General features: G+C 61.1%; 14 protein-coding genes, 1 tRNA gene and 4 pseudogenes. 16 read left to right on the top strand and 3 right to left on the bottom strand.

Annotated elements, in window-relative coordinates:
• Positions 1-57 precede the first annotated feature (57 nt).
• From rplQ to AAFF19_RS21615, 14 genes and pseudogenes are all read left to right on the top strand, one after another.
• Positions 58-450, top strand: a complete 393-nt coding sequence (rplQ, locus tag AAFF19_RS21680) for a 50S ribosomal protein L17 (protein WP_008906513.1) — start codon at positions 58-60, stop codon at positions 448-450.
• Positions 451-472: 22 nt separating this feature from the next.
• Positions 473-549: transfer RNA gene (locus AAFF19_RS21675), tRNA-Met, on the top strand.
• 380 nt (positions 550-929) lie between these two features.
• The gene (locus tag AAFF19_RS21670; protein WP_235516236.1) at positions 930-2,180 is read left to right on the top strand and encodes a site-specific integrase; all 1,251 of its coding nucleotides are present in this window, start codon (positions 930-932) and stop codon (positions 2,178-2,180) included.
• Complete coding sequence (locus AAFF19_RS21665) at positions 2,177-3,178, top strand: tyrosine-type recombinase/integrase (RefSeq protein ID WP_092699375.1); 1,002 nt, start codon at positions 2,177-2,179, stop codon at positions 3,176-3,178. The genes AAFF19_RS21670 and AAFF19_RS21665 overlap by 4 nt, the downstream gene beginning before the upstream one ends.
• Positions 3,171-4,190 carry a tyrosine-type recombinase/integrase gene (locus tag AAFF19_RS21660; RefSeq protein ID WP_008903159.1) on the top strand — a complete coding sequence of 340 codons (1,020 nt, stop codon included), beginning with the start codon at positions 3,171-3,173 and terminating at the stop codon, positions 4,188-4,190. Before AAFF19_RS21665 ends, AAFF19_RS21660 begins: the two co-directional genes overlap by 8 nt.
• A gap of 313 nt (positions 4,191-4,503) precedes the next feature.
• A complete protein-coding gene (locus AAFF19_RS21655) occupies positions 4,504-5,187 on the top strand; it encodes a heavy metal response regulator transcription factor (RefSeq protein WP_182121144.1) in 684 nt (227 codons plus the stop codon).
• Positions 5,188-6,597: a heavy metal sensor histidine kinase gene (locus AAFF19_RS21650; protein WP_182121143.1), complete on the top strand. Its 1,410-nt coding sequence runs from the start codon at positions 5,188-5,190 to the stop codon at positions 6,595-6,597.
• A gap of 128 nt (positions 6,598-6,725) precedes the next feature.
• Complete coding sequence (locus tag AAFF19_RS21645; protein WP_182121142.1) at positions 6,726-7,073, top strand: DUF4148 domain-containing protein; 348 nt, start codon at positions 6,726-6,728, stop codon at positions 7,071-7,073.
• 458 nt (positions 7,074-7,531) lie between these two features.
• Complete coding sequence (locus AAFF19_RS21640) at positions 7,532-7,780, top strand: DUF2789 domain-containing protein (RefSeq protein WP_182121141.1); 249 nt, start codon at positions 7,532-7,534, stop codon at positions 7,778-7,780.
• Positions 7,777-9,051, top strand: coding sequence for a TolC family protein (locus AAFF19_RS21635; protein ID WP_342720977.1), 1,275 nt, complete (start codon positions 7,777-7,779; stop codon positions 9,049-9,051). The genes AAFF19_RS21640 and AAFF19_RS21635 overlap by 4 nt, the downstream gene beginning before the upstream one ends.
• On the top strand, positions 9,048-10,652 hold the full coding sequence (locus AAFF19_RS21630; RefSeq protein ID WP_198847121.1) for an efflux RND transporter periplasmic adaptor subunit: 1,605 nt from the start codon (positions 9,048-9,050) through the stop codon (positions 10,650-10,652). Before AAFF19_RS21635 ends, AAFF19_RS21630 begins: the two co-directional genes overlap by 4 nt.
• A gap of 15 nt (positions 10,653-10,667) precedes the next feature.
• Positions 10,668-13,799, top strand: a complete 3,132-nt coding sequence (locus AAFF19_RS21625) for an efflux RND transporter permease subunit (protein ID WP_182121109.1) — start codon at positions 10,668-10,670, stop codon at positions 13,797-13,799.
• Positions 13,800-13,805: 6 nt separating this feature from the next.
• Positions 13,806-14,106 (top strand): annotated as a pseudogene (locus tag AAFF19_RS21620) (IS3 family transposase); the annotation flags it as partial.
• Positions 14,107-14,301: 195 nt separating this feature from the next.
• Positions 14,302-14,592, top strand: coding sequence for a hypothetical protein (locus AAFF19_RS21615; RefSeq protein ID WP_067511907.1), 291 nt, complete (start codon positions 14,302-14,304; stop codon positions 14,590-14,592).
• A gap of 102 nt (positions 14,593-14,694) precedes the next feature.
• Here the strand turns inward: AAFF19_RS21615 and AAFF19_RS21610 are convergent.
• Positions 14,695-14,889: pseudogene (locus tag AAFF19_RS21610) on the bottom strand (type II restriction endonuclease); the annotation flags it as partial.
• A 238-nt stretch (positions 14,890-15,127) separates the two neighbouring features.
• On the opposite strand from AAFF19_RS21610, the gene AAFF19_RS21605 reads away from it, so the two are divergent.
• Positions 15,128-15,475 (top strand): DUF4148 domain-containing protein, encoded by a 348-nt coding sequence (locus AAFF19_RS21605; RefSeq protein ID WP_196995898.1) that lies wholly within the window; start codon positions 15,128-15,130, stop codon positions 15,473-15,475.
• 68 nt (positions 15,476-15,543) lie between these two features.
• Here AAFF19_RS21605 and AAFF19_RS21600 read toward each other — a convergent pair.
• A pseudogene (locus tag AAFF19_RS21600) lies at positions 15,544-16,914 on the bottom strand (DUF3363 domain-containing protein); the annotation flags it as partial.
• Between AAFF19_RS21600 and AAFF19_RS21595 the strand changes: the two are divergent.
• Positions 16,913-17,314 (top strand): annotated as a pseudogene (locus tag AAFF19_RS21595) (transposase); the annotation flags it as partial. The pseudogenes AAFF19_RS21600 and AAFF19_RS21595 sit on opposite strands and share 2 nt — an antisense overlap.
• Before the next feature lie 478 nt (positions 17,315-17,792).
• Here the strand turns inward: AAFF19_RS21595 and AAFF19_RS21590 are convergent.
• Positions 17,793-18,769 (bottom strand): IS5 family transposase gene (locus tag AAFF19_RS21590; RefSeq protein ID WP_342720976.1). Its coding sequence is split into 2 segments (ribosomal slippage): positions 17,793-18,314 and positions 18,317-18,769, totalling 975 coding nucleotides; the frame shifts between segments, so codons are not numbered across the junction.
• Positions 18,770-18,952: the final 183 nt, after the last annotated feature.

Raw genomic sequence — 18,952 nt, 5'->3', positions numbered from 1 at the left:
GTGCCTCGGGCAGTACCTGATACGGCTGCCTGATTTAATTACTCAAAGGAAAGCACCATGCGCCACGGACACGGCCTCCGCAAACTCAACCGTACCAGCTCGCACCGCCTCGCGATGCTGCAGAACATGATGAATTCGCTCATCGAGCACGAAGTCATCAAGACCACCGTTCCCAAGGCCAAGGAACTGCGCCGTGTGATCGAGCCCATGATCACCCTGGCCAAGGAAGACTCTGTTGCTAACCGCCGCCTCGCATTCAACCGCCTGCGCGACCGTGACAGCGTAACCAAGCTGTTCAACGACCTGGGTCCTCGTTTCAAGGTGCGTCCCGGTGGCTACACCCGTATTCTGAAGATGGGCTTCCGTGTGGGCGACAACGCCCCCATGGCGCTGGTTGAATTGGTCGACCGTGCTGCTGAGACCGAAAATAATTCGGCAGCAGCTGAATAATAGGGTATAATTTATCTCTTGCCGCGCGATGGAGCAGTCTGGTAGCTCGTTGGGCTCATAACCCAAAGGTCGGAGGTTCAAATCCTTCTCGCGCAACCAATAAAATCAAGCACTTAGCTTGTCTTCAAGGCTCACTTCGGTGGGCCTTTTTGTTTTGTGTCGAGGTTTGTGACGAGGTCTGTGTCGTCACAATTGCGGGGCTCAGTGCTAGTGACCATTGGGTATGCGTCGAGTCTCCAGAGTGGCGGAGCTTCGCATGCTAGTAAACATAGCTCCAGCTCCGTTGGCCTCAAAGTAGGACCGGAGCATCTACTTCGGCATTGCAGCGTTATGCACAGCACGCAGTTATGGACAGTTGGCCAGTCTGAACGCGCCAGAGGCTGTGATCGCCCTGGTAGATCGCAAGGAGGCGGTGCCGTTGAACTGGACATAAGTTCGCAGTCGGCGCATGAATGGTGATCTCACAACTGGAGATCACCATGGACTTGATTCTTTCGATGCACCCGATGGCCAGGGCATGGCTGCTCGATGGCCCGCTGTCTTCATACGTCGGGGCGTTCCAGGCATTGCTGGAGCGCGGCCGGTACGCCGAAGGCAGCTCGGAGACTGCCCTTCGTGCCTGGTCGCACTTTGCCCACTGGATGGCGAAGTGCCAGGTATCTGCCGAACAGATCGACGAAGCCCTCGTCGAGCAGTTTCTGGATTCGCATCTGCCGCGCTGCGACTGCCATCCCGCGGCTCTGCGTACACGCAGCGGCTTGAGCGCCAGTCTCGGACACCTGCTCGCCTTGTTGCGGGAACAGCATGTCATCGTGGAACTGCCAGGCCCCAGCGGTCCCATTGCAGAAGAACTGAACCGTTACAACGTCCACATGCGCGACGCCCGCGGCCTGGCGATAGGCACGCGCGAGGATCGGCTGGTACTCGTAGGTCGTCTGCTGCAATGCAAGTTCGCGGGCAAGGCCATCGCCATCGGCGAGTTGCAGCCGGAAGACGTTCGCGGCTTCATCGCAACCGAGCTCACGCGGGTCAGCAGCGGGTCGCATTCCAGCGCGGTCACTGCTGCGCTGCGGGCCTACTTCCGATACCGCGGGACCTGCGGTGACGCAGTGAACAGCCTGCTCGGCGCTATCTCGTCGCCGGTGCGATGGAGCCAAGCATCGTTGCCGCGCGCGCTGACGACCGAGGAGGTCCAGCGCCTCGAAGCGCATTGCGCCGAGGCCAAGCGGGCTCCGCTGCGCCTGCTGGCCATGGTGCGCCTGGCCTTGGATCTCGGACTGCGCGTGGGCGAGATCGCCAAGCTGGAGATCGGCGACTTCGATTGGCGTGCCGGAACGGTGACCTTGAAGCGAACAAAGTCCCAGCGCCAGGATGTCCTACCGCTGCCGGTGCTCACCGGGCAGGCTCTGGCGGAGTACATGAGACACGAGCGGCCCGCAACCACGCTGCCATCGCTGTTCGTCCGTCGGTTGGCGCCACACGACAAGCCCATCGGCGTCGATGCAGTGAGCCAGGCAATCGGGCGTGCCCTGCGAGGTGCCGGCATCTCACGCGGTTGCCATTCGTTGCGTCACACGCTGGCCTGTCGCCTGGTCAACAGCGGCAGTTCGATCAAGGAGGTCGCCGATGTGCTTCGGCATCGATCGCTGGACACCTCGTTGATCTACGCCAAGCTCGACTTGCAACTGCTTGCCGAGGTCGCTCTGCCTTGGCCTGGGAGTGCATCATGAGCGCCGCAGCATCGGCGAACATCGACCTCACCGCCAAGGTGGAGCAATACCTGGCTGAACGCCTGCGCCTCGGGTTCAAGCCGTGCTCCTCTGATCTCGCTGTGCGCAGCTTCACTCGCTTCATGGTCGGAGAGGGACGCGACATCGCGTTGACGGTAGACGTGATGGTCCAGTGGGCGCACCAGGTACAGCCTCGGTATCTCGTGGGCGGCCGGGCCAATGTCGACACGGCAGCGCGCCGACTGGCAACGCTGCGCCCCTTCATGCGCTGGCTCCAGCAGTTCGATCCGACTGTCGAAGTTCCTGACGATTCCAGCTTCGGTCCGATCCCGCGCCGCGTGGCGCCTCACATCTACAGCGAAGCCGAGATCGCGGCATTGATCGTCGCTGCCCGCCGACTCGGCCCCTCGGATGGCCTTCGTGCCACCACCTATGCAACGCTGTTCGGTCTGATCGCATCGGCCGGGCTTCGGGTCTCTGAAGCGATCAACCTGGCCGACTCGGATGCAGATCTGGACGGCGGCATCCTGACCATACAGCAGACCAAGTTTGGCAAGTCCCGCATGGTGCCGCTGCACCCCAGCGTGATCGGTCCGATGGCAGCCTACCGGGCCTTGCGCCGCCAGTACGTGCCTGCGAAGCCGCAGATGACATTCTTCGTGGGCTCGCGTGGCGTGCACCGGGGTGAACCGCTGGGAGATCGGCAGGTGCATCGAGTGTTCTGTCAGCTGCGCGAGCAATTGGGTTGGATCGATCGCGGCGGCCATGGCCGACCGCGGGTGCATGACCTGCGCCATAGCTTCGCCGTGAGACGGATGATCCTGTGGCACCAGCAGGGAGCGAACCTTGACCAACGAATGCTGGCCCTGTCCACGTACATGGGCCACATCAATATCTCCAGCACGTACTGGTACCTGAGCGGCGTGCCGGAGTTGATGGCGTTGGCCGGCGCTCGATTCGAACGCTTCGCCGACGTCGCGGAGAACGACGATGAGTAGTTCTGAACACCGCAAGCCCGCTCCGCCGAGCTTCGCGACGCTGGTCCAGTCCTTCTTCGCCGAGCACCTGACGCAGCAGCGCGCGTTGAGCCCGCAGACCGTTGCGGCCTATCGGGACGCGTTCGTGCTGTTCCTGGACTTCGCCCAGGCGCAACTGCACAAGACGCCCACGACGCTGTCGCTCGCCGACCTGACGCCCGCGCTGATCCTGGACTTCCTCGATCATCTCGAACGCGATCGGCACAACACCGTTCGCAGCCGCAATGCGCGACTGGCCGCGCTGCGCTCGTTCCTGAAGTTCGCGGCCCGGCGAGACGTGACGGCACTTCAGGTCGTCGAGCAGGCGCTCGGCGTGCCGATGAAGCGCTTCGAGCGGCCGATGTTCGAGTTCCTGACACGCGAGGAGATGCTGGCCGTGATCGGCGCGCCAGGAGCGGATTGGATGGGCCAGCGAGACAAGCTGCTGCTGGCCCTGCTGTACAACACCGGTGCCCGCGTGTCGGAGGCAATCGGCGTAAAAGTGGGCGACGTCGTGCTGGCACCCGCCGCCTGCGTGCATCTGCATGGCAAGGGACGCAAGCAGCGGTCGGTGCCGCTCTGGCGATCGACGGTCAAGGTGATCCGCGCCTGGCTGAAGTTCAACCCGGACCTGACTCCCACGTCGGCGCTGCTGCCCAACCGTGGCGGACAGGCGATGACGCGGTCCAACGTGACGCAGCGCCTGGCATTGGCCGTCAAGAAAGCCGCGCTCACGACGCCGAGCCTGGCCGGGAGAACGATCTCTCCACACTGCCTGCGTCACTCGACCGCTATGCACCTTCTGCAGTCGGGCGTGGACATCAGCGTGATCGCTCTGTGGCTCGGACACGAGAGTCCGGCGACAACGCATCAGTACATAGAGGCCGATCTCGCCATGAAGGAAAAGGCACTGGCCAGGCTTCAGGATCCCAATGTGGTCCCACAGCGGTTCCGGGCAGAAGACGATCTGTTGAAGTTCCTCAAGACCTTGTGATTACGTGAAGTTCAAAGACGCGACCGCAGCCCTCTTGCGAGGGCGGCGACGCCGCGCTGCCGGACCAACTGTGCATAACTGCGTGCTGTGCATAACGCTGCTTATGGAGAGCTCTCCATAAAGGCTGAAGGGCGGCAGGTAACTGGAAGTGAGCATGGTCTCCTCTAAAAGAATCTTTGATCTCATGATGTGGAGATTCTGGAGAGACCACCCTTTCATTCAGATGTTCTGAAAATTACATTGTTGTTATCTACCTGTCAGAACGCCTCAAACTTGGCAAACTCTCGCCAAAGCATTGAACGGAAGCGCACACGTGAAAATATTGATCGTCGAAGACGAGCCCAAAACGGGTGAGTACCTGCGTCAGGGTTTGACAGAAGCTGGATACATTTCCGACCTCCTGCCCAACGGCGCGGATGGCCTGCATATGGCCCTGCAGGGCGAATATGACCTGCTGATCCTGGATGTCATGCTGCCTGGCCTGAATGGCTGGCAAGTGCTGCAAGCCCTGCGTGACCGGGGGATCGGAATGCCCGTCCTGTTCCTGACTGCCCGCGATCAAGTGGAAGATCGTGTCAAAGGACTGGAACTCGGGGCCGACGACTACCTTGTCAAGCCGTTCTCGTTTGCCGAGTTACTGGCCCGGGTACGCATCATCCTGCGGCGCGGCCATGCAGGCAACGAGAGCACCACGCTGCGAGTGGCCGACCTGGAACTGGATTTGCTGCGCCGCAGGGTATCCCGCAACGGCAAGCGTATCGATCTGACGGCCAAGGAATTCGGCCTGCTGGAGCTACTGATGCGCCGACACGGTGAAGTGCTGCCACGGTCCCTGATCGCCTCGCAGGTGTGGGACATGAACTTTGACAGCGACACCAACGTCATCGAAGTGGCGATGCGCCGCCTGCGCATGAAGATCGATGAAGGCCAACCCCTCAAGCTCATCCAGACCGTGCGCGGCATGGGCTATGTGCTGGACGTGCCAGAGGAAGAATAGGTGGAGTCGAAACTGCGTTTGGGCAAGCTTTCGCTGACCCGTCGCCTCACCCTGTTCTTCACCGTGGTGGCAGCTGCTGTGGTGCTTGGGTTGGGAGGTCTTTTTCTGGTGGAAATTGAGCAGCATTTCGTCGAACTGGACCGGATGGCTCTGCAGGAAAAGCGGCATTTGATCGAGGAAATTCTTGGCAATGCCAACTCAGTGGACGACGCAAGCTTGCGCTTGAGCGAAGCTTTGAACTATCACCATGATCTCTATGTCCTGGTGCAGAACCCCCAGGGAGAGCGCATTTTTCAATCGTCAACATCCAACCTCAATGTGCAAAGCGGCGATGCCCTGAGTACCGAGGAGACGAGTGTTTTCGGGGTTTGGCGTCACCACGATACCGAGTTCCACACATTGAGCTTTGGAACTGCCCCGGCTTACTCCGCATCAGCGTTGCAGGTGTTGATCGCAGCGGATACAAAACACCACACCCAATTCCTCACTGAGCTGCGCAGCAGTCTGGCGTTCTACGTGATCGCGGCCATCATCGTGTGTGGGCTACTGTCGTGGCTCGCGGCGCGTCAAGGACTGGCGCCTCTGCGTGAAATGAAGTCACGCGCAGCCGTGGTCACAGGTCAGAAATTGTCCGAGCGCATGCCAGTTGAGGCCGTGCCGGTGGAAATGGCCGATCTGGCGCAAGAGCTGAACCGCATGCTGGACCGCCTGCAGGAGGACTTCCAGCGCCTTACCGATTTCGCGTCGGACCTCGCGCACGAGCTGCGCACCCCCATCAGCAACCTGCTGACGCAGACGCAGGTGGCGCTGACGACCAAGCGCGATGCCGCGACGTACCGCGACATCCTGGCCTCCAATGCCGAGGAATTTCAGCGTTTGGCACGCATGGTGTCCGACATGCTGTTCCTAGCCAAGACCGAGCGCGGCGTGGATCTGCCGCACAAGGAGCGGTTTTCCGCCCGCCAGGACGCGCTGGCGCTGCTGGAGTTCTACGAGGCCGTGGCCGAGGAAAAACGCATCCGGCTCCAGTTGAAAGGAGACGGCGAGGTCGAAGGCGATCGCCTGATGTTCCGCCGTGCGGTGAGCAACCTGCTGTCCAATGCCCTGCGTTACACGCCCGAGGCCGGCGACATCACCATCCGTATCACCAGCACGGCACAAACCACGACAGTGGCCGTGGAGAACACTGGAACCGACATCGATGCCAAGATCCTGCCCCGGCTGTTCGACCGCTTCTACCGAGCCGATGCTTCCAGGGCCCATCCGGACTCCGATGGCTCCGGGCTGGGCCTGGCCATCACACGTGCCATCGCTGAGGCCCACGGCGGTAGCGTCACGGCGACGTCGGGCGACGGGCGAACCTGCTTCACCTTGATGTTTCCTCACCGTGGCTCACAGCCATCAAGCTGACAACAATCTCATCTGGCTGTCCGGATTCTGTTGGGGTGCGCTCCCTACGATGAACACATCTCCTCAACGCCCGACCAAGGCATGAGAGATGCAAGTTTCGTCCACCTTCTTCCTTAGGAGCTTCAACCATGATCCAACAACGCCTCTCCCTTTCTTCCATGATCGCAGCCGCAACCGCAGTAGTTGCTCTGGGCCTTCCAGGGATGGCTTCGGCAGCATATGAGCATCCTGCCAACAATGAAAAGGGCGTAATCGTTCACCCGGAACACTTCAAGAGCGAGAAGACGCGAGAGCAGGTCATCGCGGAAGCCAAGGCTGCCATGCAGCAAGGACTTCTTTCTTATGGCGAGAGCAACTACCCAATGCCTGTGCCTAATGTGGGCCCAGGGAAAACTCGTCAGCAAGTGATCAACGAAATGCTGAACGAGTCACCTGCCGAACGCTCCGAGCGTCTGCGTCTCTACTCCCGGGGTTGATAGCCCCCAATTGGGGCTCCAGCAGAGCACGTTGAATCCATTCTGTGGGATCGCGCGTCGGCCTGGCTAACCTCGGGATTTCAGCAGCCTGATAGGTCACGCCCCAAAAATTACCTGACAGAAATGTAATTTTTGAAACATCTTCCCTTCAGTCTCGGGCTTGCAGAATCACAACGTGCATTCGCACACGGTGGGCGGACTCAAATACGAAGTGCAACACCCTGGATTTCAGTGAAAGAGGGTGGGATGGCTTGCAGAGCGGTCATTTTGGCGCTGAGCCTGACGCTTTCGTGAGCCTCCACCGACCACGTCTTCAGAATTTTTCAGGACTTACGCAAAATCGCCCCAGCGGCGTTGCTCTTCCTTGCCGTGCGCTTGCACTGTCTGCGTCAGAGCGCCTTACTGGAACAATTTTGCGTAAGTCCTATTTTTGTGTTTGAACAATAGGGACCACCGCTATGGAAAAGTCATTTCATCGCTTCTCTGAACTGTTTTCCCAGCTTGGTCTGCGCATGGACGCGGCAGGCATCGGGGAGTTCTTGGAGGCCCACGCTCCACTGCCGGCCGATGTGCTGCTGGCCGATGCGCCATTCTGGACACCATCTCAGGCGACTCTGTTGCGCGAAGAACTTCTGGAAGACGCGGACTGGGCCGAAGTAAATGACCGGTTGAATTCCGCTTTGCGTGCGCCAAGGGGGAGGTCATGATGCCTATGAGGAATCGCCTGTCGTTGGGTGTGGTAATGGTGTCTCTCGCGCTGAGCTCGATGGTTTACGCGCAGGAGGTCAAGCTTGGGTCGAGTGTTGAAGGGTTGCTGCAAGCGGCCAGGGAGCGAAACCCCGAAATCGCAAGCATGCGTTTTGATGCCGATGCCGCTGCCGAGCGTGTCGTACCCGCGGGTGCCTTGCCGGATCCAAAGTTCAGCATGGAACTTCGTGACCTTACCCGGATGGGCGAGCGCAACCCGACGCTGCTGCCAGGGCGTGTGGGCAGCACGCGATACCTGCTCACACAGGAATTGCCGTGGTTTGGGAAACGGGGCCTCAAGCGTGAATCGGCCCAATTGCAGGCCGAGGCGGCTCGAGGGCGAGTGGCTGGCACTTGGAGTGAACTAGCGACCAAGATCAAGACGACATACGCCCAACTCTACTATCTGGACCAGAACGAGCGGCTGACCAGGGAGATCCTGGACCTGATTAATCGCCTGGAAAAAGTCGCCCAGGTGCGCTACGCCGGTGGCCTGGCCGCGCAGCAGGACGTGATTCGTGCGCAGCTGGAGCAAACCACCATGCGCAACGAATTGATTGCACTCGAAGCAGAGCGAAGTCAGTTGCAGGCCAAGCTGAAAGCGCTCGTGGGGCGCCCTGCCAGCGAGATGCTGGCTACGCCAGAGAGCATTCGCACACTTCCGGCGCCTGAGACCATGCGATTTGATGTCCTGGAGCAGCGTGCACGGTCCAGCAATCCGCTGCTGAGAACCGAGGAGTCACAAATCCAGGCTGCAGAAAAGAACCGTGAACTCACCTACAAGAACCGCTATCCGGACTTTGCGGTGGGGGTGTCACCCATCCAGTACGGTAAGTCGATCCGGGAATGGGAGTTGATGGTCGAGGTCACCATTCCCTTGCAGCAGGACACCCGGCGCGCACAGGAGCAGGAAGCACAGGCCATGCTGGATGCCGCCCGCTCGCGCCGCGAAGCGGCCACCAACCAGGTACTGGCGGATCTGTATGAAAACTTGGCGGGCCTGGATGCGGCTCGCCGTACGCTGGCGTTGACCACGGACAGCCTGCTACCCCAGTCGGAGCTGACGTTCCGGTCGGCTTTGGCAGGCTACGAATCGGGCAAGGTGGATTTCGCCACCCTGCTGGATGCACAGAGACAGATACGACAAGCCAAACTCAATCAAGTCAAAGCAGGAGTTGCAGCCCAGATGCGTCTGGCGGACATCGAGCGCATCGTGGGAGAAGATCTATGACAACAACTATCAAGGTGGGCGCGCTCGTGCTGGCCGCCACGGCACTGGCTGCGGGAGGCGGCTATTGGTACGGGCAACGCCAGTCCGCTGCACATGGATCAGTGCAGGCGACATCGACTGTTGCTTCGGCAAACGATAAGAAGGAGCGCAAGGTTCTCTATTACCGCAATCCGATGGGCTTGCCCGATACGTCCCCCACGCCCAAGAAGGACCCGATGGGGATGGATTACATCCCCGTCTACGAGGGCGATCAGGAACCGGAAGCCGGAAGCGCCAACCAGATCAAGATCAGCACCGACAAGGTTCAGAAGCTCGGGGTGCGCGTTGAGGCTGTCAGCCTGCGCAACCTGGACAAGATGGTGCGCGCGGCAGGCCGCATCGAACCCGACGAGCGCCTGACCTACGCCATCACCCCCAAGTTCGAGGGCTACGTCGAACGCTTGCATGTCAACGCCACCGGCCAGGCCGTGGGCAAGGGCCAGCCGTTGTTCGAGGTCTACAGCCCAGAGCTGGTGTCGGCGCAACGCGAATATGCGATTGCCGCCCAAGGGGTCGACGCCTTGAAGGGCGCCAGCGAGGAAACACAGAAAGGAATGCGAGAACTCGCCGAATCGGGCCTGACGCGCCTGCGCAACTGGGATATTTCGGACGAGCAGGTGAAGGCGCTGACTCAGTCGGGCACGGCGCGCCGCACCCTCACATTTCGCTCGCCGGTGGCAGGCATCGTGACCGAGAAAAAGGCGGTACAGGGCATGCGTTTCATGCCAGGCGACGCGCTCTACCAGGTCACTAACCTGTCTTCAGTGTGGGTGATAGCCGATGTATTCGAGCAGGACATCGGCATGGTCAAAACAGGGGCAAAGGCCACGGTTCGCATCAACGCCTACCCGGACAAGGTATTCACCGGTTCCATCACCTACGTCTATCCAACGCTCACGGCTGAAACTCGCACCGTGCCCGTGCGGGTCGAATTGACCAATGCAGGTGGGTTGCTAAAGCCGGGCATGTTTGCACAGGTGGAACTGCCCGCCGCCTCCAAGGGCACCGTGCTGACGGTACCGACGTCGGCGGTTATCGACAGCGGAACACGGCAGATCGTTCTGGTGCAACTCAAGGAGGGGCGTTTCGAGCCCCGCGAAGTCAAGGTCGGCGCGCGCAGCGAGGACCGCATCGAAATTATCGAGGGCGTGCAGGACGGTGAGATGGTCGTAGTGGCCGCCAATTTCCTCATCGATGCGGAAAGCAACCTCAAAGCCGCCATCGGAGGCCTGGGGCATACAGGACACGGGACTCAAGCCACTCCTGATGGATCAGCAAGCACCAAGGCCGTCACAGGCGTGGGTCACCAAGCCGAAGGCACAGTAGAGGACATCGATACGAAGTCCTCCACGGTGACGCTGGCACATGGCCCGGTGCCCAGTCTCAAATGGCCCGCCATGTCGATGGAGTTCAAGGTCGCCCACAGCGGCTTGCTCAAGGAGCTCAAGCCGGGTGCCCTGGTTGCCTTTGAGTTCGTCGAACGCGATCAAGGCGAATGGGTGATCACCGCCGCCCGACCCCTGGGCAAAGCCACGGCCAATCCTCACGCCGGTCACAACTGATTTTCGGGAAAAAATATGCTTGCGAAGATCATCGACTGGTCGGGGAGAAACCGTTTCCTGGTGCTGCTGGCGACCCTGTTCGTCATTGTTGGCGGTGTCTATGCCGTGCTCAAAACACCGCTGGATGCGCTGCCGGACCTGTCAGACGTTCAGGTCATCGTCTACACCGAGTATCCGGGCCAGGCCCCGCAGGTGGTCGAGGATCAGGTCACGTATCCGTTGACCACCTCCATGCTGTCGGTTCCCAAGTCCAAGGTGGTGCGGGGCTTCTCCTTCTTTGGCGCCTCGTTCGTCTACATCATCTTCGAGGATGGCACTGACATCTACTGGGCACGCTCACGCGTGCTCGAATACCTCAACTTCGCAGCGGGGCGAATGCCCAAGGGCGTGACACCGCAGATCGGCCCGGATGCGACCGGCGTGGGCTGGGTGTACCAATATGCGCTCCTGGCCAAAGATATGACCCTGGCCGAATTGCGTAGCTTGCAGGATTGGTACCTGCGCTACCAGTTGACCAAGGCCCATGGCGTGGCCGAAGTGGCGTCGATTGGCGGGTTTGTGCAGACCTACCAGATCACCGTCGATCCGGTGAAACTGCGGGCTTACGGCATTCCCTTGGCCAAGGTCTCCCAGGTGGTGCGCGACTCGAACCGGGACGTCGGCGGGCGCGTGGTGGAGATGGCCGAGACCGAGTACATGGTGCGTGGCAAGGGCTATCTGCGCGGGGTGGCCGACATCGAGAGCCTGGTCGTCAAGGCGGAAAAAGGCACACCGGTGCTGATCCGTGACATCGCCCGTGTTGAACTGGTACCGGACGAGCGCCGTGGCGTGACCGAGCTCAATGGCGAGGGCGAGGTGGTCTCCGGCATCGCCGTGGCCCGCTACGGCCAGAACGCGCTGGAGGTGATTCACAACCTCAAGGAAAAGATCGCCGAGGTCTCGGCGGGCCTCCCGCCGGGCGTCAGCATCGAGGCGGTGTACGACCGATCCGACCTGATTCACCGGGCCATCGATACGCTCAAGCGCACCTTGCTGGAAGAGAGCCTGATCGTTGCCCTGGTCTGCATGGTCTTTCTGATGCACGTTCGCTCGGCCCTCGTGGCTATCTTGATGTTGCCCGTGGGTGTGCTGATCTCGTTCATCGCCATGCGCCTGCTGGGCATGAATTCCAACCTGATGAGCCTTGGCGGCATCGCCATCGCCATTGGGGCCATGGTGGATGCGGCCATCGTCATGATCGAGAACGCGCACAAGCACCTGGAACGCCTCCCGCCCGAGCACAGCAAGGCCGATCGCGTGGAGGCGATGATCACCGCCTGCAAGGAGGTGGGGCCGGCGTTGTTCTTCTCGCTGCTCATCATTACCGTGTCCTTTCTGCCGGTATTCACACTGGAATCACAGGAAGGGCGCATGTTCTCGCCGCTGGCCTATACCAAGACCTTTGCGATGGCCGGGGCCGCGCTGCTGTCCGTGACGCTGGTGCCCGTGCTGATGATGCTGTTCATCCGGGGAAAAATCATGCCCGAATCCAGGAACCCGGTGAACCGGTTCCTGATCTGGGTCTACCGCCCCATCATCGCCACCGTGATGCGCTGGAAGAAGCTGACCATCGCTGCTGCGCTCCTGGTGCTGGGCATTTCGTTCTATCCCGCCAGCCAGCTCGGCTCTGAATTCATGCCCACGCTCAACGAAGGCTCGTTGCTGTATATGCCCGCCTCGCTGCCAGGCATGTCGATTACGAAGGCGGCCGAGCTGATGCAGACGCAGAACAAAATCATCAAGAGCTTCCCGGAGGTGGTATCGGTCTATGGCAAGGCTGGGCGCGCCAACACCGCCACCGACCCGGCGCCGACCGAGATGTTCGAGACCGTCATCAACCTCAAGCCCGAGTCCGAATGGCGCCCCGGCATGACGACCGACAAGCTCATCGCCGAACTGGACAAGGCACTTCAGTTCCCCGGCGTGTCCAACGCCTGGACCATGCCCATCAAGGCGCGCATCGATATGCTGTCCACCGGCATTCGCACGCCCATTGGCATCAAGGTCTACGGCAATGACTTGACCGAAATGGAACGCTTGGCGCGCGAGATTGAAACCGTGGTCAAGCAGGTGCCGGGAACGACCTCCGCTTTCGCTGAGCGCATCACGGGGGGCTTCTACCTCAACATCGAGCCCGACCGAGAGCAACTTGCGCGCTACGGTCTGGCGGTCGGAGATTTGCTGGACGTCGTAGGTACGGCGCTGGGCGGAGAAATGGTCACCACGACGGTCGAAGGCCGCGAGCGCTTCGGCGTCACGGTGCGCTACCCGCGCGAGCTGCGCACCGACCCCCAGCAGATCGCCCGCGAAGTGCTGGTGCCCACCATGGACGGAGCGATGGTGCCGCTGGGGCAGGTGGCCCGGGTCGAAGTGGCAAAGGGCGCGCCCGGGATCCGCACTGAAAATGCGCTTCTGTCTGCTTACATCTTCGTGGACATCCGTGAGCGTGACATCGGCAGCTATGTGGCAGACGCGCGCAAAGCCGTGAACGAACAGGTAAAGTTTCCGCCGGGCTACTACGCGACCTGGAGTGGCCAGTTTGAGTCGATGGAACGTGCGGTGCAAAAGATGAAGGTGGTCATTCCCGTCACCTTGCTCATCATCTTTCTACTGCTGTACCTGAACTTCAAGCGCCTGACGGAAACCCTGATCGTCATGCTGTCGGTGCCGTTTGCCTTGGTCGGAGGGGTCTGGCTCATGTGGTTGATGGGCTACAACATGTCTGTGGCCGTCGCGGTGGGCTTCATCGCCTTGGCGGGGGTGGCCGCTGAGACCGGGGTGATCATGTTGATCTATTTAGACCATGCCTGGGAGGAAATTCAGGCAAAACGCCGCGCTGAAAACAAAGAGCCTGGCGTTGCGGATCTTTATGAAGCCATCATGGAGGGTGCGGTTGAGCGGGTGCGTCCCAAGATGATGACTGTGGTCGCCATCATGGCTGGCTTGCTTCCCATCCTGTGGGGAACTGGCACAGGCTCGGAAGTCATGAGTCGTATCGCTGCACCGATGGTTGGAGGGATGATTTCCTCGACCGTGCTGACGCTGGCAGTAATTCCCGCTATTTATGGCTTGGTCAAGCAGTTTGAACTTCGAAGAAGGCGAGCTTGATGCGATTGGCCTCGCATGCACAAGGAACTGCTCGCCCGTGGCATCCGGGTGGGCAGGAAACGTGTGCGCCGCTTGATGCAGCAGCACGGCATCCGGGCCAAGACCCAGCACAAATTTGTGGTGACCACGGACAGCCGCCACAGCCCCGCCGGTGGCCCCGGACCTGGTACAGCGACGTTTCAATCCCGATACACCCGACCAGCTCTGGTGTGGCAACACCACCTACATCGCCACCGACGAAGGTTGGGTGTACCTGGCAGCGGTCATCGACCTGTTCAGCCGCCAGGTGGTGGGCTGGAGCATGCAGGCGCACAACTATTGATCCGGCAGGCTTTATTCGTAAACCTTGCTCGGGCTGAGGTGTCGAAGCCCCTCGACGGGCTCAAGTTGAACGGCATCGGGACTCTGCAATAAACCGTGCCGGATCAATAGGCCGCCGTCAAGGCACTTTGTTCCCCTCATGCAGCTCAAGCCCCCTGTTTCGCATACCAAAGGAATCATCATGAACAAGCTGATCTACCCCCTCGCCGGCGCGCTGATGCTGGGCGCCACCTTGCCGGTCCTGGCCGGCCCTGACTTTCAGGCTATCGAGCAAGGCCGCAAGGCCGGCCAGGAGGCCGAGGCCACGCGCACGCGAGATGCCGCCGAGGCCGCCAAAACCGGCCGTGGCGACTGCCCGCCCCAGCCCTTGATCCTGCCGCTCGACCATGGTCCGCGTGCCTTGACTACGCCCTACCTGAACCAACTGCGCAAGCAGCGCTTCGAGGCGGAGATGAAGGCCTGCAAGGAATGACGCCGAGGAAGCGCCTATTCAGTCGGCCCTGCAAAACTCATCCGCCTGCCCATGCCAGCCGGCCCAACCCATGGAGGAGAAATAAGGCATAAGGCAGAAGACTTACAACCGCTGTGAAATCTCCAGCAATGGCTTGATGCTGGAGCCAAAGCGGCTCATGGACGCGTGGTTCTGCTCCAGTTGGCTGTAAGGCAGATAACGAATCCCGAGTTCCGAAACACGGGAGAATGCCGGTCTTTGGAGTTGCTCCGCCACCTTGGCTCGGCGATTGTCTGGGGCCACCATAAAGAGCGCACATTTTTCTGCAACCGGTGACTTCTGTCTACCCGTGTGGTTGGTCCTCCGTCCTCCGCATTCGTCCCCCGCGCACGTCCACCAACTCGCGCTCCAATTCACGCAGATTCTTAACAACAATGTCATCTGGCTGTCCGGATTCTGTTGGGGTGCGCTCCCTACGATGAACACATCTCCTCAACGCCGACCAAGGCATGAGAGATGCAAGTTTCGTCCACCTTCTTCCTTAGGAGCTTCAACCATGACCCAACAACGCCTCTCCCTTTCTTCCATGATCGCAGCCGCAACCGCAGTAGTTGCTCTGGGCCTTCCAGGGATGGCTTCGGCAGCATATGAGCATCCTGCCAACAATGAAAAGGGCGTAATCGTTCACCCGGAACACTTCAAGAGCGAGAAAACCCGCGCCCAAGTCAAGGCGGAGACCGAGGCTGCGATGCGGCAAGGCCGCCTTTCTTATGGTGAGAGCAACTACCCCATCCGCACACCTGATGTAAGTTCTGGCAAGACGCGTGAGCAAGTAATCAACGAACTGCTGAGCGAGTCACCTGCCGAACGCTCCGCGCGTCTGCGTCTCTACTCCCGGGGTTGATAGCCCCCAGTTGGTGCTCCAGCAGAGCACGTTGAATCCATTCTGTGGGATCGCTGGCGTCGGCCTGACTAACCTCGGGACAGCCCAGGCCGCCGTCCAATTTCCCATGACACCCCACCGCCGCGCACCGTCGCGGCGATCTGCTGTCCCAGCCGCTGCTCAATCACCGGCTTCCACGGCACCAGGCTGAATCCCATCCCGTCATCGAGCATCGCGTAGCGCCCGCTGGCGAGCATCACGCTGCGGCGGTAGATACCGGCCACGCGCTGGCCATCTGCCGCAGGCCGATGCTCCAGCCCGGTTTCGGCGGCAATGTCCTTCCCGGCCTGCGCCACTTCCCGATTGCGCATCACCGTCAGCAGATTGCGCGCCAGGAACACGCGCTGACCGCGCCGCTCGGCCAGCCCCTGTTCGGCCAGGAAATCGGCGCGTTGCAGCATCGCCTGCTTCGCCTCGCCGCCAAACCCCAGGTTGCCCAGCCCCGAGCCGCCGCCGATCAACTGCTGATCCAGCCAGGTAGCTCCAATCACGCGCGCCTGCCGCTCAATGGGCAGGTGCGATTTAAGCTCCACGGCTACGCCGCCCAGGCGTTGCGCATCGTACTGGCGGCCACGCTCGGGCAGGTCGTCGGGTACCTTCCACAGCCCCTCGGCAATACGTTCCACGATGCCGGCCCGGCGCAGGGCTTCCAGCCTGCGAACGTGCGCGGCAACGACTTCGTGCGGATCACGGCCGGCCTGCGCCTGACCTTGGGCAATTGCCAGGTGATGATCGGTTCTGTAGAGCCCATTGCTGGCCAGCGCAGCGATATTGCGATCTGCCGCCCGTACCTCGGCGGAACCACGTACTTCCACCACCGCGCCGGTCGGATAGTTTGCGGGTTCGTCGCGGGCGTTGAGCGCGACGTAGTGCGCCTTGCCGTCCACGCCGTCGATGACCAGATAGCTCCGGTCGCGCAGCTCGTCGGCCAGCCCCTTGGCGGCCACGCGGCCAATGATTGTTCTTCCATCGTCACCCGGCTCGAACACCGCCAGCTCGCGCGGCTGGCCGCCCATGGCCCGCTGCATGGTGCGGATGATGTCGCCACGCTCACCCAGAGCGCGCAAGGTCTTCTCGGCATCGGCATGGGTGGTCCAGGTGCCAGGCTGCGCTTCGTCGGCCAGGCCCAGGCGCTGCAAGCATTGCAAGCGGCCAATCAGCAGCAGACGCTGGCGTTGCAGCTTCGGTTCGTTGAAGCGTCTGACCTGCACGCGACCATCGTCGCCAGCTTCACGTTGCAGCGTGTGATCCAGGCTCGTCCACCGCTCCTGTTCCACCTCCCGCTGCAAGGTCTGCTGGATTTCCAGTTCGGTGCGCGGCCCTAGCCATTCGGTCGCCAGCTCGGCGGCCCGGTGCCGAAAGCCGTGGGCGATGTAGTCGCCCGCGATGATGAGGTCTTTGGCTATCACGAGCAGCCGGCTTGTTGCGATGGATGAGCGCGGGGTAATTTTTAAGTGGAAGGACTACCGGGCCAAGGGGAGCACGCGCCACAAGACCATGACGCTGGCGCCCCAGGAGTTCATGCGCAGATTCCTGCTGCATGTGCTGCCCGGCGGTTTCCATCGCATCCGCCACTATGGCTTGCTGGCCAATGGCAACCGCAGGGAATGCCTTGCGCTGGCGCGCCAGTTGTTGGAGGTCGTCCCGGCGCAAGCCGCCTCACCCAGCAGCGAGGAGCAAGCCGACCTACCGCCCAACGCAGTGCCGCCGATCTTCGTCTGCCGACACTGCGGCCAGGCGATGACCATCCTGCAATGTCTCATGCGCGGGCAGGCCATTCGGGCGCCACCTCCATCATGAACAGGCCCCTGAACCACCACTTGTCTTGGATGTCGATGCGCTTGGGTCTGTCGGCGGGATCGGCGCGCGCCCGGTGTTGCGAACGGCGCTTCAGAACGCATGCCGCGCCAGGCGAAAGGCACGCCACCGCTGCTGCCCCCGGGCCACAACCACATACGATGGGACACCAGCCCCACTTGCCTGCGGACCTTGGCCGTCAAGCCGCTGCCCAAAACCCCATAGCGTTTGCGCCCTGAACACCTGCGTTGGCGTTCTTCGCGGTTTCCTCCATCGAGGCTTGTGCGACACCTGCCCTCAGGCCGTGGGTGATCGTCGTTTGGGTGCCAGTTCCGGGCAGGTATCCCACAACCCTAAGGCAATGCTGATCAAGTAGCGTCAACTCCATTGCACAGCCATTTGAATGCCAAATGGCCCGCAAAGATGCCGGACTTTGCCCCACAGGGCCTGTTTCGGGAGCCTTTGAGCCCCCTTCAGACCCTTACGGGCGCACCTGTCCCTGCAGGCGCCCTCGGGCAAGGTAGATGTTGGCCAGCGCCAAGGCCGTGAACGCGCGCGTGGCGTTCTTTTGCAGCCCGCGATAGCGCACCTTGCCAAAGCCCCACAGCCGCTTGACCACCCCGAATAGATGCTCTACGCGAGCGCGGATGCGGGACTTGTTGCGGTTCTTGGACCGCTGCGTCTGGTCGACCACCCCGCACCTGCGTGTGCGCTGGTTGGTGAAGTCTTTGGCTTGGGGCGCCTTGCCCCGGATCAGAGTCTTCTGGCTGGCGTAGGCCGAGTCGCCGTACACGCGCTGCTCGTTGCCATGCAGCAGATCGGGCAGCGGGTGTTTGTCATGCACGTTGGCCGCCGTCACCACGGCGCTGTGCGCCAGCCCGCTTTGGCTGTCCACGCCAATGTGCAGCTTCATGCCGAAATACCATTGCTGGCCTTTGCGGGTCTGGTGCATGTCGGGGTCGCGCGCCTTGTCGGCGTTCTTGGTGGAGCTGGGCGCTGCGATTGAATAGTGGCATCCACGATGGTGCCGGTGTTGACCTTGAAGCCGCGCTCTTGCAGTTGCTGGCCTACCTGGGCAAACAGGGCTTCACCCAGTTTGTGCTCATTGAGCAGCTTGCGAAACTTCAGCAGCGTGGTGGCATCGGGCACGCGCTCGCGGCCCAGGTCAATGCCCACAAAGCGGCGCAGGCTGGCACTGTCGTACAGGGCCTCTTCGCACGCCAGATCGGCCAGGTTGAACCAGTGCTGCAGGAAGTGGATGCGCAGCATGCGCTCAAGGCCAATGGGCGGGCGGCCGTTGCCTGCTTTGGGGTAGTGCGGCTCTATCACCTGGCACAGAGCGGCCCATGGCACTATTGTCTCCATGGTCCGCAAGAACTCTTCGCGTCGGGTGGGTTTGCGCGAATGCTCGAATCCGTTGTCTTGATCTGCGGCCATTGCCAAGGTCTGCTGCTTCATCTGCGGATAACGTTTGACCCCTCTCAATGGTGGACCTTAATCAGCGTTGCCCTAAACAATTGCAGTCTTCTGGTGCCAGAGCACAGATTTCTGGTCTGACCCACATACCGGACGTCCAAGCCCTTCCATACTGGAGTTCAGGCTAACAGGGTCGGCAAATGTGGCAACCCAATTCGCGCCTCG

This window comes from Acidovorax sp. FHTAMBA (genome assembly GCF_038958875.1).
In the GTDB taxonomy this organism is placed as follows: domain Bacteria; phylum Pseudomonadota; class Gammaproteobacteria; order Burkholderiales; family Burkholderiaceae_C; genus Acidovorax.
This window is presented reverse-complemented; position numbering and strand designations above follow the sequence as displayed.